Source organism: Sphingomonas sp. 1F27F7B, from assembly GCF_005503355.1.
Classification (GTDB): Bacteria; Pseudomonadota; Alphaproteobacteria; order Sphingomonadales; family Sphingomonadaceae; genus Sphingomonas.
This window is the reverse complement of sequence record NZ_SCMK01000005.1, coordinates 58,988-73,929: the sequence shown is the minus strand read 5'-3', so window position 1 is coordinate 73,929 and position 14,942 is coordinate 58,988. Positions and strand designations below refer to the sequence as shown.

Annotated in this window: 11 protein-coding genes; 2 read left to right on the top strand and 9 right to left on the bottom strand. The window is 64.9% G+C overall.

Features of this window, described 5'->3' with window-relative positions:
• Positions 1 to 195: 195 nt before the first annotated feature.
• The 3 genes from FFS08_RS06190 to FFS08_RS06180 form a co-directional block, all read right to left on the bottom strand.
• Positions 196 to 522, bottom strand: a complete 327-nt coding sequence (locus tag FFS08_RS06190; protein ID WP_171012496.1) for a PilZ domain-containing protein — start codon at positions 520 to 522, stop codon at positions 196 to 198.
• A gap of 62 nt (positions 523 to 584) precedes the next feature.
• The gene (locus FFS08_RS06185) at positions 585 to 2,231 is read right to left on the bottom strand and encodes a pilus assembly protein TadG-related protein (protein WP_171012495.1); all 1,647 of its coding nucleotides are present in this window, start codon (positions 2,229 to 2,231) and stop codon (positions 585 to 587) included.
• Between the two features lie 8 nt (positions 2,232 to 2,239).
• Positions 2,240 to 2,683 (bottom strand): TadE/TadG family type IV pilus assembly protein, encoded by a 444-nt coding sequence (locus tag FFS08_RS06180; protein WP_249341196.1) that lies wholly within the window; start codon positions 2,681 to 2,683, stop codon positions 2,240 to 2,242.
• A 370-nt stretch (positions 2,684 to 3,053) separates the two neighbouring features.
• Between FFS08_RS06180 and FFS08_RS06175 the strand changes: the two genes are divergently transcribed.
• On the top strand, positions 3,054 to 3,878 hold the full coding sequence (locus FFS08_RS06175) for a PAS domain-containing protein (protein ID WP_249341197.1): 825 nt from the start codon (positions 3,054 to 3,056) through the stop codon (positions 3,876 to 3,878).
• Here the strand turns inward: FFS08_RS06175 and FFS08_RS06170 are convergent.
• The gene (locus FFS08_RS06170; protein WP_137863909.1) at positions 3,872 to 4,555 is read right to left on the bottom strand and encodes a hypothetical protein; all 684 of its coding nucleotides are present in this window, start codon (positions 4,553 to 4,555) and stop codon (positions 3,872 to 3,874) included. The two genes, FFS08_RS06175 and FFS08_RS06170, sit on opposite strands and share 7 nt — an antisense overlap.
• A gap of 162 nt (positions 4,556 to 4,717) precedes the next feature.
• Positions 4,718 to 7,216, bottom strand: a complete 2,499-nt coding sequence (locus tag FFS08_RS06165) for a TonB-dependent receptor (protein WP_137863910.1) — start codon at positions 7,214 to 7,216, stop codon at positions 4,718 to 4,720.
• Positions 7,217 to 7,466: 250 nt separating this feature from the next.
• Here FFS08_RS06165 and FFS08_RS06160 point away from each other — a divergent pair, with 250 nt between their 5' ends.
• Positions 7,467 to 7,937, top strand: coding sequence for an Hsp20 family protein (locus tag FFS08_RS06160; protein WP_137863911.1), 471 nt, complete (start codon positions 7,467 to 7,469; stop codon positions 7,935 to 7,937).
• Positions 7,938 to 8,378: 441 nt separating this feature from the next.
• Here FFS08_RS06160 and FFS08_RS06155 read toward each other — a convergent pair whose 3' ends face one another.
• The 4 genes from FFS08_RS06155 to pyrG form a co-directional block, all read right to left on the bottom strand.
• Positions 8,379 to 10,241 (bottom strand): methyl-accepting chemotaxis protein, encoded by a 1,863-nt coding sequence (locus tag FFS08_RS06155; RefSeq protein ID WP_171012494.1) that lies wholly within the window; start codon positions 10,239 to 10,241, stop codon positions 8,379 to 8,381.
• Between the two features lie 200 nt (positions 10,242 to 10,441).
• Entirely contained in the window at positions 10,442 to 11,077 is a 636-nt protein-coding gene (locus FFS08_RS06150) for a peptidylprolyl isomerase (protein ID WP_137863913.1), read from the bottom strand.
• A 152-nt stretch (positions 11,078 to 11,229) separates the two neighbouring features.
• A complete protein-coding gene (locus FFS08_RS06145) occupies positions 11,230 to 13,044 on the bottom strand; it encodes a hypothetical protein (RefSeq protein WP_137863914.1) in 1,815 nt (604 codons plus the stop codon).
• 229 nt (positions 13,045 to 13,273) lie between these two features.
• Positions 13,274 to 14,908: a CTP synthase gene (pyrG, locus tag FFS08_RS06140; protein WP_137863915.1), complete on the bottom strand. Its 1,635-nt coding sequence runs from the start codon at positions 14,906 to 14,908 to the stop codon at positions 13,274 to 13,276.
• Positions 14,909 to 14,942 lie beyond the last annotated feature (34 nt).

Genomic DNA, 14,942 nt, shown 5'->3' with positions numbered 1-14,942 from the left:
GCGCCTAGCAAAACTCCTGTCGAAGCGCAGGCGAAAGGCCGTGGTTCGGGGAGGCTCCAAGCCCCGCTCGTAGGCAAGTACGAGTGTGCGGGCTGGGCCTGACAAAGGGGGCTGACGAGCATTCGTCACGCAGGCGCCCGGATCGGAAACGGTCCGGGCGTTTGCCGTTTCCGGCCCCCTCGAAGGTTCAGCTCTTCAGCTCGGCGCCGAAAGCGGGCGATAATTCGCCTGCTGCTCGGGCGTGGGCAAGCTCATGATGTGCGTGACCACGCCGGGATGCAGCGGCACGATGAACTGCAGGCCGGCTGCGGCCCGGTTGCTCCAGACCACCCTGGCCGGCAGCGGCTTGAAACCGGGCAACCGCAATACGGTCTCCATCCCGAGTTCGAGCAGGAAGCCGGTTTCGAGCCGGCAACCCAGGCGCGAAATCTCCACCAGGCGCACGTCCTGGAAGCAGAAGCGCGATTCCTTCACCGCCACGGCAATCGAGACCGGCCAGCGCATCGCCTCGCGCCGGTCCACACCTTGCGTAATCTTCGGTCCTCTTCGGTCACCACGCATTCCCCGACCCCAAATTTGATCCCCTACCCAACCAAAATCGGCTTGCCGCAGCGCAGTCCGTTCACGCGAACATCGGCCTGCCCGACACTCACCCCCAGGAGCCCGGTCAGATCGCCGAGCAGCGAATCGAGCGGCGCCGCCGCCCCCTGGAGCACCGTCCCCACCGTTGCGGTCAGGAGCGAAAGATTGATCCCGATCCCCAGGGCATTGACTTGCAGATCCATGTCCCGGACCAGCGAAGCCGCCACGCCGGCGGCGATATCATTGGTCGACACGGTATGCGTCTTGCCGGCGGCGATTTCCTGGGCAGTGAACATGACCTGCTGCGCGCCGGCACCGCCCAGATTGACATTGGACTGGCCGGTCACCTCGGCGAGGAGCAGCACTTTCACGAGCGATGTCCGCCGGGGCGTGATCGCGGTGTTGAAATTGCCCAGCGCCGCGGTGTCGACATCGCCGATCGCCACTTGTCCGGCCGATGTGGTGACGTCGAGCCCGACCGTCGCGGTCGACGGCGTGGGACACGAAATACTTCGCAACGAAGCCTCGGCCTTGGCCAGTTCGACGAAGAGCGGCAGATGAATCGAGGCCGCGCCCAGGAGCCCCGAGCCGCCGACCTTGGTATCGACATAGAGGCGCGTCTGGGCGGTACGCACCTTGACGCTGCGATCCTTGGCCACTGCGAGCCAGGGCGATTGCGCCGGCCGCTCGCCGATCGCCAGCGAGACCTTGGTGGAGAGCAGCCCGGGAACGGCCGCGGCCAGGTCGAGATCGACCTGACGCTTGCCGGTAGCGGTCTGGAGCATCTCGCGGACGAGCGCATAGCTATCGGCCTTGATCGGGCGCGAGGGATCGGTCTTGGTCTCGCCGGACAGCGGGCCGAGATCGATGAGCTTCGAGAGCTGCACCGTGACCGGCGGCACGCGCGCGGAGATGCCCCGCAGCGCCGATTGCGCGCTCGAACTCCCTGTCGCCGCCGCCAGCGCGCTAAGCGCCTTGGGCAGGCTGACATCGGTCGCCAGCGTCTCGCCGAAAGTCAGCCCCTGGAGATTGGCCTGGGTGCGCAGCGCATCGATGAACGCGAGGAGATCGACATCCGCGCTCACCAGCCCCTGCGCGTCCATCACATTGAGGTTGAGATCGGTCCCGGCCAGGCCCGAGAGCAATTGACCGGGCAAGCCGCCGCTCACCGACGCAAGGCGCGAGCCGATCGAGAAGGAAGCGAGGTCCACCCGCGCCGCCGTCGCCGTCACCGAGACGCGCGCCGTCGGCCGCCCGGTGAGGAACTTGCCGAAGAACAGCGGCACGTCGCGGCCCATGGTGAGACGGATAGCGTTGCCGTCGCTGCCGGAAGCAGTGAACCGCGCGGACGGCGCCACCGTGCTGTCAGCGGAATAGGTACCGCGCTCCAGCCTCTCGATGCTCGCATCGCCGGCCTGGTTCGCCGCCATCGTCTGGCGCGCGGCGGCATCCGCCGCCTGGCTGTTCGCCGCGCTAAGCGCCGCCGCATCCGCCACGCCCTGCAACCGCCGCTTCTCCAGATAGAGCGAGCCGGTATCGACAGCGAACGCCGCCGATCCCGCCAGCATCACGAAGCCGCCGGCGAAGATCATGGTGACGTTGCCGCGGCGATCGATCCCGCAGCGGCGGAGGAAGGACAGTAGGGTCATGGCGCGCCTCATGGGGCTGCGAGCGTCACCGTCGAGCTGCGCTCGATCACCTTGCTGGGCAGCGGCACCAGCTTGATCGAAAGCAGCGGATCGTTCGACGCGTCATAGGAGAGATGGACCGTCAGCGTATGCCCGTCATCGTCGACGAGCGTATCCATGCGCTCGGGCCGGAGCGCCCCGGTCTTGCGCAGATTGGCGTCCAGCGCGGTGCGGACCAGTGCGGCGCGCTCATTGGGATCAAGGCCGCCGATCGCGGCGCGCGCCGCTTCGTTCGCCGCCTGTTGCACACTGTTGGCGCAAAGGAACCAGCCGCCATAAGTGACGATCCCGCAGATCAGCAGCAGAAGGACCGGCAGCGAAAGCGCCATCTCGATCGCGGCGGCCCCGCGCCGCTCGCGCCAAAGCCGGGGCCCCGCGCGGAGCGGCTTCTCGACCGAAAAAGGCGAACGCAAACACATGCGCGATACTTCGCACATGAGAACTTCCAAATCGCTCGCGTCGCCGCCAGGCGGATATCCGGATTTTCAGTAAACCCTGGCCGCCAAGGCGCATGTCCGAGGCCGCCCGGATCGAGGCGATCCTCTTGATTTTTCACACCATTTTCGACCTAGGCGGTCTTGATTCACATTAACTTTGTTGTATTCTACATGTCGAACTGAAATTGAGCAAATTACGCAATTCTCGAATCTACTGCGGTCGCAACGTAAAAACTGCCGTCGTCCCGAAAACGTTCGAGAGCATACAACTATGCAACGCTCATCCGTGCAGACTGTTTCATCAGCTGAACTTACCCGCAATTTCGCATATTGGCAGGACCGCGCCATGCACGGCCCGGTCACGATCACCTATCACGGGCGCCCGCGCTACGTGCTGCTGGCGGCCGAGAGCTGGGATGCCGAGCATGTGATCGGCGAACGGGACAGCACGCATCGGGAACTCGAATATCAGTTCCTCGTCGAGCATATCGACGGCGGCTTGCTGGTGATCGATCCCGAGTTGAAGATCACCGATGCGTCGAGTGCCGCTGCATTGATCCTGGGGCGCACGCCCGCCGCGCTGATCGGCTCGCCGATCACCGAGACGCTGCCCGCTTCCACGCACGCCACGATACTCTCCAGCTTGCGCCATGTGCTGCGCAGCGGCGAGCAGGCCCAGTTCGATCTCGCGCTTGACGAGGAAAGCGGCACGCGGCTGCGCGTCCGCGCCTTTCCATGGGTGGAAGGCGTCGCGCTGCTGGTGCGAGTCAGCTACGAGGGCGACGAGGAAGCCCGGCTCGCCGAGCAGACCGCGCTGGAGAAGGCCCGCGCCGCGCACGGCCGGATCGAAGTGATCCGCCTGACGGTGCGCGGCACCGTGACAATGGTCGAGGCCGAGTTCGCCCGGATGGTCGGGCTTGCCCGCGAGCGCATCCTGGGGCTGCGCTTCGTCGACCTGCTCGCGGTGCGCGACCGGACCGTTGCGCGCGATGCGATCGAACGTGTGCTGAGCGGCCGTTCCGAAGCGGAAGCGTTCGACGCGCGGCTGCTATGCGGCGGCGCCGAGGAGATCGGCGCGCGGGTCTCGATCGCACCGCTGGCCAGCGGCTATGCGGTCGGCGGGGCGATCGTGATCGTCACGCTCGATCCGAACACGGAAACCGTTCAATAGCAGGAGGGCCGCTGCAGCGCCGCGGTTCGCGAGATCGAGCGCTTGAACGTTCCGACCACTTGGCCGGTGAGGCCGTCGGGGCGATTCCCCGCCGCACTCATCCGGCCGCAGGAAAGCGTGACTCCCGCCCAGGTGACTGCCCAGCCGATGCGCGGGCTGCCGATGTTGCCGCCATCGAGCGTGACGTTGCCGTGGATCTCCGCCGGCGCACCGCCATCGATCTGCACGCGCGCGGCATCGTTGAGGCGAGCCGCCCAGCCTCCGTCCCCACCCTCGCCAGGCCGGAGGTCGATCCGCGCGGCGGCCGCGACATGCCGTTTCGCCGGGCCGACGACCTGATCCTCGGGCATCGCGACACCGCCCGGATGGGATCCCACCGCGGCGGAGACGATATTGCTCACCTGCTTCACGCCGGTGATGTCGCCCCGAATCGCCACGCCGAGCAGCACCGTGATCACGCCAAGTACCAGCGACACCCGGACGCCATTGGGGATGGTGAGCCGCGACAGCACCAGTACCGAGATGCAGAGCGACGCGATCAGCGCGACATTGGCATAGCCCGACGGCGCGAAGACCGGGGAATTCACCCATATCAGCCCGCCGAGGATCTGACAGGCAGAGACCAGCGTGGCGAGCAGGCCCGCATTGCTGAAACTCGGCAAGGATCTTGTCGCCACGCGCATGATCTTCCCAATATAGGAGATCATGATAGTCGATGTTGGTTAAGCTCGACTCAAATTGTGCGGATCTAATTGCCAAGAAAAGAAGGGAGGCGGTGCGGGCGCCGCCTCCCTTCCCCAACCTCCCCCGGCCATGGCAGGAGGTCAGTCTCGCGAAGTTCAGAAGCTCTTGCTCAACGTCAGGCCATAGGTCCTCGGATCGCCGGGCTGGCCCACGATCAGGCCGGTGCTGCCCGATTGGGTGGAGAGCAGCTCGAAATATTGCTTGTCGAAGACGTTGCGGACCCAGCCATAGATGTTGAGGTCCGCGCGCCGCCAGCCGAGACGCACGTTCGAGAGCGAATAGGCATCGATCCAAGTATAGGCCGAAGGCGACGGGTTGGACGAGAATTTCGAACGCCAGCTGCCGTCATAGCCGAAATAGACATCGCCATCGCCCACCGGCTGACGGACCTCGCCGCCCCAGCTCAGCGCCCATTTGGAGATGCCCGGCAGCACCTGGCCCGAAATGTCGCAATAAGCGGGGCTGCGGCCGCCCGGCGTGCCCGCGGGATCGGTGATGCCGCCCGGAGCGGTCGCGGTGCCGCCGGAGAGTTCGGGCGGGCACGGCGCATTCTTGAAGTCGATATATTTCGCGTCCGTATAGGCGCCGTTGAAATAGACGCTCGCCCGGCGGCTGGGGCGGAACGAGGCGTCCCACTCGAAGCCGCGCGAGCGGACCTTGCCGGCATTGGCGAGATAGCCGCGGATCACGTTGATCGCATTGTTGTTCACCGTCGCCTGATAATCGTTCACCTCGGTCCAGAAGCCGGCGGCGTTGATCGTCAGGCGGCGATCGAGGAACTGAGTCTTCAGGCCGATCTCGAAGTGATTGACCTTTTCCGGCTTCACCGTCTGGGTGCTGAGATCCACGCCGGTGCTGGTCGAATTGAGCGGCAGGCCCGACAAGTTGATTCCGCCCGATTTGAAGCTGCGGGCATAAGTCGCATAGGCGTGGATATCGGGCGCGACGTCGTAAGAGATCGTGATGTCGCCCGAGACGTTCCAATCGCTGAAACGCGGGCTGTAGCGTTGCGGGGCCAGCGTGTTCAGCTGGTCCGCGGTGGCCGTGCCGTTCGCGAGCAGGGCGGCGACATTGTCCGCCGTGGCGACATAATTGTAGCGCGCGTTGCGAATGCTGACGACGGCTTCGTAGAAGCCCGATTTCTTGTCGTAGTTCAGGCGCAGGCCCGGCTGGACGTGGAAGCCGTCCACCGGCTGCCAGTTGAGCTTGCCGAACAGGGCGAAGCTGGTGTTGTCGAAGTTGATCGTGTTGGTGCTGGTCAGCCCGTTCAGCACCAGGGGATTGCACGCGGCCGCCGTCGCGGTGGCGCAGCCGGTGGCGCCGACGGGAATATTGCCCGGATTGAGCAGCCAGCGGCTCGCGGCCGAACCCTGGACCTGCGAGCCCTGGGTGTCGATCGTCTGGTGGAAGAAGAACGCGCCGATGGTATAGTCGAGCCGGCCGCCGCCGTTCGATGCAAGGCGCAGCTCCTGGCTGACCTGCCGCTGCTGCGACGGGTTCTGCGAGACCGTGGTGATCGGCAGCCCGGTGAAATCGCGATCGTTCTTCGGCTGCCAGTCCCAATAGCGCCATGCGGTGACCGAGGTCAGCGTCGCCGGGCCGAGGTTCCAGTTCGCGACCAGCGAGGCACCGCCGATCTCCTGGCGCGAGTTGATCTGGGCATCGAGATCGGTCTTGCGGTCGAACGGATCGGTGCTCGGCGGCGTATAGCCGAACGCCGCCGCGAGCGCCGCATATTGGCGGGAGAGCGGACGCTGGGTGGCCCCGACCCGGGCATAATATTGCACGCAGCACAGCGGATTCTGGAGGTTCCAGTCGCCGGCGAAAGTCAGGTCGACATCATCGTTGACCTTCCAGAGAAGCTGGCCGCGAAAGCTGCTGGTGCGCTGCTTGTGGAGATCCTCGCCGGTGCGGACATTGTCGATCGTCCCGCCCCGGCTGGTCACCGCGCTCGAGATGCGGATCGCCAGCCTGTCGTCGACCAGCGGCCCCGACACCGACGCCTTGGCCGAGATCAGGTCGTAATTGCCGAGGCTCAGCTCCACCTTGGCCTCGGGCGTGAAGCTCGGCGCCCGGGTGGTGATGTTGATCGCGCCGGCAGTCGTGTTCTTGCCGTAGAGCGTACCCTGCGGCCCGCGCAGCACTTCGACGCGCTCGACATCGACAAAGTCGAAGGTCGAGGCACCGATGCGGCCGATATAGACCTGGTCGAGATAGAAGCCGACACCCTGCTCGATGCCGTCATTGGTGAGGCCGAAGGGCGCGCCCAGGCCGCGGATGTTGATCGCCGAGTTGCGCGGGTTGCTCGAATAGAATTGCACCGCGGGCAGCGAGGTCTGCAACCGGTTGAGGTTGGTTGCGCCGGTCTGCTCGATCGCCGAGCCGCCGATCACCGACATCGCGATCGGCACGTCCTGCGCCCGTTCCTCGCGGCGGCGCGCGGTGACGACGATCTCGCCGCTGCCACTCTCCTGCGCCGGCTTTGCCTGCTGATCGTCATTGGCGGTCGCCGCGACCGGATCGTCGCGCAGGGCTCCGGCAGGTGCCGGAGCGCTACTCGCCAGGAGCAGCAGCGAAAGCGAAGCAAGGCTCATCATCATCCCCTTTGGCCGTATCGCGCTTAATCTCCACTCAATTGATAGATATTAGCGAACAAGGAGATGTTTAGCGATCCCTAGCCTGAGTTGGCCGGCGTCCGCGGGCGTCGTTCCGGCGCACCTTGAAAGCGGTTCGATCCAACACAATCTCAGCGCCAAGCGGTGCCCGATGGGGCCGCCGGCCCGGCGTCGCGGGTCACCGGACGCCAGGCACATCGATCAATTCGCTTCGCATGGAGGTCTTGATATGCGTCAGTTCGATTTCACTCCCTTCCGCCGATCGACCATCGGGTTCGATCGGCTGTTCGACCTGCTCGAGGCCAGCGCCCGCCAGCAGGCTTCCGAAAATTATCCGCCGTTCAACCTCGAGCGCGTCGCCGAGGACCGCTACCGGATCACGATCGCCGTCGCCGGCTTCAAGGCCAACGAGATCGACATCACCGCGCAGCAGAACCTGCTGCTGGTGGCGGGCAAGCGGCGCGAGGAGAACGAGAACAACCAGGGCGCCTATCTGCACCTGGGCATCGCCACCCGCAGCTTCGAGCGCCGCTTCGAGCTGGCCGACTTCGTCCGCGTCGAGAACGCCGACCTTGCCGACGGCCTGCTGGTGATCGAACTGGTGCGCGAAGTGCCCGAAGCAATGAAGCCAAAGAAGATCGCAGTGAACGCCGGCAGCCGGTCGAGCTCGATCGATCACCGCGAAGCCGACGCGGCCTGACGGACCGGCCATAGCTCGCGACGTCTTCCTCCCTTTGGACGTCGCAGCGGGGGGCGCTCGGACCATGGTTCGGGCGCCCTTTGTCATATGCGGGGTCATATGCGGGAAACGGCCCCTTCATGCGCCGATGTTCGCCCGCATCGCGCGATCACGGCCCGGCGAAGCTTCGGCGAACGCCTTCGCGAAGAGCGGAACGCTGGCCCGGCGGACGCCCATGGCCACGGAAGTTTGCGTCGATGCCTCACCCGTTCAAGGAGCGACCCTTGCGGGACGCAGAAACATTATCGGAACATCGACTTGTAGAACTGGCTCGCTCTGCCAGGGCGACAAGGCAAAAAAGAAGGGAGGGCTCGCGCCCTCCCTTCTCCAATGCTCGCCCTTATACTATAGCGCGCTGCACTTATATTTTCAAATTTAAAATCTGTTTTCTTATACAAATTCTCAGAAAGATGCCCAGTCATCGGCACGGGTGAGCGCGGAAACGGCGGCGGCCGGCAGCGGCTTGACCGGCGACACATAGCCCGGCGCGACCTTCTCGCGGATGTCGACCGCCGGAGCGGGACGCCGCGCCGGCGCCAGGTTCGCACCGGTGTTGCCGGTGTTGAACGCCGAAGCCTGTTCCGAGAGGAGCTGGACCTCGGAGCTCAGGTTGCGCGAGGCGGCCGAGGTTTCCTCGACCATCGCGGCGTTCTGCTGGGTCGCCTGGTCCATCGTGCCAATCGCCACGGCGATCTGAGTCACCGCCGAGGATTGCGCCTCGTTGTCGGCTGCGATGTTGGCGAGCAGATCATGCACTTCGTCCACGTCCCCCGAAATGGCGACCAGCGCGCCGTCCACCTTCTGCACCATCGCCACGGCATCGACGATATCCGCCTGGGTGGCGGTCAGCTGGTCGCGGGCGCGGCCGGCCTCTTCCTCGGCGCGCATCGCCAGCGCGCTGACGAGATCGGCGACCACCGCAAACCCGCGCCCCGCCTCACCGGCACGCCCGGCTTCCACCGCGGCGTTCATCGCGAGCACCCGCGTCTGGAAGGCGATCTTGTCGAGGCCTTCGATCACCGAGTCGATGCCCTTGGCGCTTTCCGACACGCGCGTCATTGCCTGGACGGCATCGTCGGCGACCGAACGGCCGTCGCCCACCGTCGCGATCGCCTGATTGGCGCGCGCGAGCGTGCTGCCCGCCGACTTGGCGGTCGCCTTGAGCCGATCGTCCATCTGGCTGATCGCAGCCGAGGTCTCCTCGAGCGACGCGGCGTTGCTTTCGGTGCGACGCGCCAGATCCTCGGAGGCCTGGGCGATTTCGCCCGAACCCGTGCGGATGCTCGCCGCCCCCTCGACCACCGAACCGATCAGGGTACGCAGCGCACCCAGCGCGGAGTTGAAATTGGTCTTGAGCGCGCGATAGTCGGGCGCGAACTCGCTCGATATCTCCGCGGTGAGGTCGCCCTTCGCCAGGCCCTCCAGACCATTGGTAAGCTCGGCGACGACATGCTTCTGCTCGGCATCGGCGACCAGCTTCGCCGCATCGGCCTTTTCCTTGGCGACCGCGGCATCGCGGAAGACGAGCACTGCCTTGGCCATGCCGCCCACTTCGTCCCCGCGCTCGGTGCCCGGCACTTCGATCGCGTTCTCGCCCCCGGCCAGACGGCCCATCAGCGACGTCATCCCCTTGATCGGCCGCGCGATCATCCGCGTGAGCAGCCAGCCGAGCAGCACCGCCATGGCAATGCCGAACGCACCGCCGATCGAAAGCGCGGCGACCGCCCCGGCACGGGCATCGGCCTCCACCTTCCGAGTCGAGGCCACGCGCTCTTCCTGGACCCGGCTGATCTCGCTCATCACCTCGCGGATCGTGCCGAGCTGCTTGACGCCCGCCAGCTGCTGCGCTTCGGCCTGGGTCGCCGGATTGCGGGCAAGCGCAACCATGTGATCGAGCTTGCCGTCGAGTTCCCGGACGGCGTTCATCAGCTTGTCGAGGCGCGCCCGCTGCTCGGGGAGCGTGGTGTTGCTCCGAAAGGCCTCGGCGGCCTGGTCGATCTTCTTGCGGGCATCCTGATAGGTGGCCAGGAAGTCCGGATTCCGGAGAATGACATAGGCGCGAACCGCGCTCTGCTCCTCGAGGATCTGCGTCATGATCTGGTCGGCGCTGGCAGTGACGTCGAACGCGCGCTCCTTGTCTTCCGAAGCGGTTCCGACCGTTTGCAGGCTCGAGAAGAGCAGCCAGCCGATACCGGCGAAGATGCAGACGAGCGTGACGAAGGCGACCGCAAGCTTCCGCGGTATCGGCATATCCTGAATAATCATCAATTCTCCCTCCCCGCCGGCCCCGGGGACCGGCATCCGAAACTGTCTTCGGGCGAGACGCGAGAAGCCTGCGAGCGGAGGGCGTTTCGATCTATCCCAATCCTCGTCATAGGAGAGGGCAGGACCGATCGAACCAAATCGGGGGGAAATATTTTTTCGGTTTGTGTCCAAGGAAGTCCGGGTTTCCCCGGGCCGGGAAACTACCGCGATGCGGGCCCGAGCAGCCAGGGTTTCGCATAGCCCGTCGGCCGGGCGACACCGTCCAGCCGCTCAACGCGAAGGATCCTGACCGGCTGGAGGATCATCTGGTCCTTCATCGCATCGCGGCCGCCGCCGGTCGGGAGGGCGAGGATCCGCTTCACCACATCCATGCCCGAGATCACCTTCCCGAATGCCGCGAAGCCGCGATAGGCCCCGCGCGCGTCGAGGCCGGGATTGGGCCCGACCATGATCGAGAAGTTGCAGTTGGCGCCATCGGGATTGGGACCGTGCGCCATCGAGACAGTGGCGTCGAGATGGCGAATGCCGGTCTGGCTGGTCGGTTCGAGCGGGACCGAGGGCAGCATGCGGCGTGCATCGGTGCCGATACCGCCCTGGACGAAGCCTTGGGCCGGGGCGCCCTTGCGCCGGGCCGAACGATAGAATTGGGTGCCGTCGAGCCGGCCATCGTCGACATAGGCCATGAAGTTGGCGACGGTCTTCGGCGCATGCTTCGCATCGAGCGCGAGCGTGATGTTGCCCGCCGAAGTGACGATGCGGACGCGGATCGCGCCGGGATCCTGCGGCGGCGCGGCGGCGGTGAGGAACAGGGCGAGGGCGGCGAACAGGATACGCATGGGCCGCTCGCTAGTCGATACTGTCCAGGATTTGGAGAGGATTCCGGCACGGGGTGCGAGTTTCGGGGAGCGTTCGTGATCGCACCACGTCCGACCGCCAGAGCGGGTCCCGCAGCCACAGGGCCCGGACCTCGCTCCAGCAATATTGGAAATCAGGTGAGCTTCAGATCGCAAAGCTCAACCCAGGCGCCATTTTCACAATATATCTCGATCTTCATGTCCTCGCAGTCTGCAGGCACGGGAAATGTGAGCAGCAGCGGTTGCCAGGAGGAGCCGAACTGGCTTTCCGTGCCCAGGAAGATGTCGCTCGTGGCCATGGGCACAGCCGCGCCGAACCGAGAGAAATATGCTCGAATCCAGATATTCGCGCTGCTCGTGCCGGTGCGGATGAAGCCGCGAAGCAACTCCAGACCGTCACGCTTGGGATGAAGGGTCGGCGTTTGCGCCGATATAGTACCGCCACCGGCCACGCTCTCCAATCGAAGCGCACAGGCAACCGGGATCCCCGCGATGTTGGGTAACCCGGCCGTGACGAAGCCATAGCCGCAGGGGCCCGCGACGGTGAAGGTCCAGCCGCCGATGGTAGCCGAGGTGCGTGACATCGCGAACGCGCCCGTCGATGCGCCGTTTCGATCGACCGCGCCCTTCAGTCGATCCTCGCCATCGTGCAACCGGTATCGGTACAGGATATTTGCCTCGGGAAAGGAGCGGGACAGCAGCTCGCAATCGCGAAATATCGAACGCAATCCCTTCACGAGGGGCCGATATCCACCGCTGAAACTGACCGGCGCGCCGTCGAGGGAGATCTTGTCGAACTTGCAGACGAAGTTCAGATTGACAGCCGTTTCTCCCGCGAGGCCGGACACCGCCCGAAATCCCGGACCATCCGCGCCCACGCGGCCATAGGGCCAAAGGATTGGGCTGCTCGATATCTCGAACGTGCCGGTGGCACCCGAATGCACCTCAAGATACCCTCGAGTGGTCGCATTCAGCCCGTTATTCTGGACATGGGCGAGACGAAGCACGCCAGATCCCGCCACATAATGCGGCACGGTGGTCTCAAGCGCCGCATTGTTCACGTGCAGTGTCCCGTCGAGAACCTTGAGGCAAGCCCCGTTCTCCCCGCCCTGCACATGTTCGATGCTCCCGCCGATCAGTGAAAGCTCCGATCCCTCGTCGGCAATTTCCACGGCATAGGTCTGGCTGGTGTCATACCCTGCCCATTTCCCGCTTTCACTGTGAATGCGGCCGCCGATGATCGTGACCTTTCCGTTGGGCTGCTCCATGCGAAGCCCCTTCGGACAGAACACTATCTTCGGATTGGTATAGGTCAGTTCGGACAAGGGCGCGTCGATCGCCACATCGTCCGGCGCATGGACGTTCTGACCGGGGACCTGCTTCGGAATTACCCCGCCCTGGCTCGGCAATGCGCCAATCGCCCAGCCGAGTTCGAAACCCTCCACATAGGCGTCATGAACATCGAGATAGCCGGGGTTATACAACGCCAGATCGTTCGTGTAGTGATGCACACCGCATTCGTACGCAGTCGTGGAGAAGGGCCCCGCAACCTTGAGGCCATAGTGCCAGGACTGCCCCGCCCGCAGATCCACGGCACTCTTCTTCGGGGAATCCGCAGCTCCTATCAGAACGGCTTGGTCGAAGTCGTGCCTGGCTCCGTCCATGTCGAACCGCAGCTGGTCGATACGGTAGCCGCCATAGGGGAAATGGGTTCGATAGAAGCCGATGGAACCAGGGCCGCCCATTGCCGCGAGCATCTTGTTTATCGCAGCCGTATCGTTCGCCACACCGTTGCCAACGGCACCGAAGTCCCGAGCGCTGACGGTCTCGCGCAGCTTGCCTTCTACCGTTGTCGGGACCGCACCCGCCTTCGCCTGCACAAAGCCGACCATGGCAGCGCCCTGGCCGGTGCCAGTGCCAGCCAAATCCGCGGAATCCACATATGCCATCCAAAGTCTCCTCGCTTGCTAGGAACAAACAAGGAACATTCAAAATCCTACATTACAAGCGCGAGCCCAGGGGGACCAAGGCGCGGATGTCATCGACGCACTCCAATCTGGCATGCAGCTCGGCATTGGGCGGCCCATAGTGCGAGAGCGATGCGAAGAAAGAGGCCGGGCGCCGGGCCCGGCCTTTGCAAGTGATCGTGATCCCGACTCATGCGGGATGACGATCAGGTCAGACCAGCCGGCTCTGCCGTACCGCCGCCTCGATGAAGCTGGCGAACAGCGGGTGCGGATCGAAGGGCTTGGATTTGAGCTCGGGGTGGAACTGCACGCCGACGAACCAGGGATGGTCCGGCCGCTCGACGATCTCGGGCAGCGAACCGTCCGGCGACATGCCCGAGAAGACCAGCCCGCCCTGCTCGAGCACCGGCTTATAGGCGGTGTTGACTTCGTAGCGGTGGCGGTGGCGCTCGCTGATCTCCTCCGCTCCGTAGATCGAGGCGACCACCGAATTGCCGCCTAGCTTCGCGGGATAGGCGCCCAGGCGCATCGTGCCGCCCAGATCGCCGCCTTCCTCGCGCTTCTGCAGGCCTTCCGTCGTCATCCACTCGGTGATCATCCCGACCACGGGCTGCTCGGTCGGGCCGAATTCGGTGGTCGAGGCGTCGGGCACGCCACCGGCGCGGGCCCCTTCGATGCAGGCCATCTGCATGCCCAGGCAAATCCCGAAGAACGGCACGCTGCGCTCGCGGGCGAAGCGGACGCCGGCGATCTTCCCCTCGCTGCCGCGCTCGCCGAACCCGCCGGGGACGAGGATGCCGTGCAGCGGCTCGAGCGCCGCGGTGATCTCTTCCTCATTGTCGTGCTCGAACAATTCGGCATCGAGCCAACGGATGTTGACCTTTACCCGGTTGGCGATGCCGCCATGGGTCAGCGCCTCGGTGAGCGACTTATAGGCGTCGGGCACGCCCATATATTTGCCGACCACGCCGATCGTGACTTCGCCCTCGGGATTGAGCACCCGGTCGACGATCTCTTCCCAGCGGCTGAGGTCCGGCGAACCGGCCACGTCGATGCCGAAGGCCTTGAGCACTTCGACGTCCAGCCCCTCGGCATGATATTGGAGCGGCACGCCGTAGATCGTCTTCGCGTCGAGCGCGGGGATGACCGACGAGGCGGGCACGTTGCAGAACAGCGCGATCTTGGCGCGGTCGCTCGCCGGCAGCGGCTTCTCGCTGCGACAGACGATGACGTCGGCATGAACGCCGAGCGAAGCCAGCTCGCGCACGCTGTGCTGAGTCGGCTTGGTCTTCAGCTCGCCGGCGGCGGCAATGTACGGCACCAGCGTCAAATGGACGCTGACCGACTGGTTGCGGCCGAGATCGTTGCGCAGCTGGCGAATGGCTTCGACGAAGGGCAGCGATTCGATGTCGCCCACCGTGCCGCCGATCTCGCACAGGACGAAATCGAGATCCTCGGTGTCTTCCTGGGCAAAGGCCTTGATCGCGTCGGTGACGTGCGGGATCACCTGAACGGTGGCACCGAGATAGTCTCCGCGGCGCTCGCGCTCGATGATCGTCTTGTAGATCCGGCCCGAAGTGATGTTGTCCGACTGGCGCGAGGCGACGCCGGTGAAGCGCTCGTAATGGCCGAGATCCAGATCCGTCTCGGCGCCGTCGTCGGTCACATAGACCTCACCATGCTGGTGCGGCGACATCGTGCCGGGATCGACGTTGAGATAGGGATCGAACTTGCGGATGCGGACCCGATAGCCACGAGCCTGGAGCAAAGCCGCGAGGCTCGCCGCCATGAGGCCCTTGCCAAGCGAGGAGACCACGCCGCCGGTGATGAAGATATACCGCGCCATGGGAGAAAACGCCTAACGTGATTGGATGCGCACC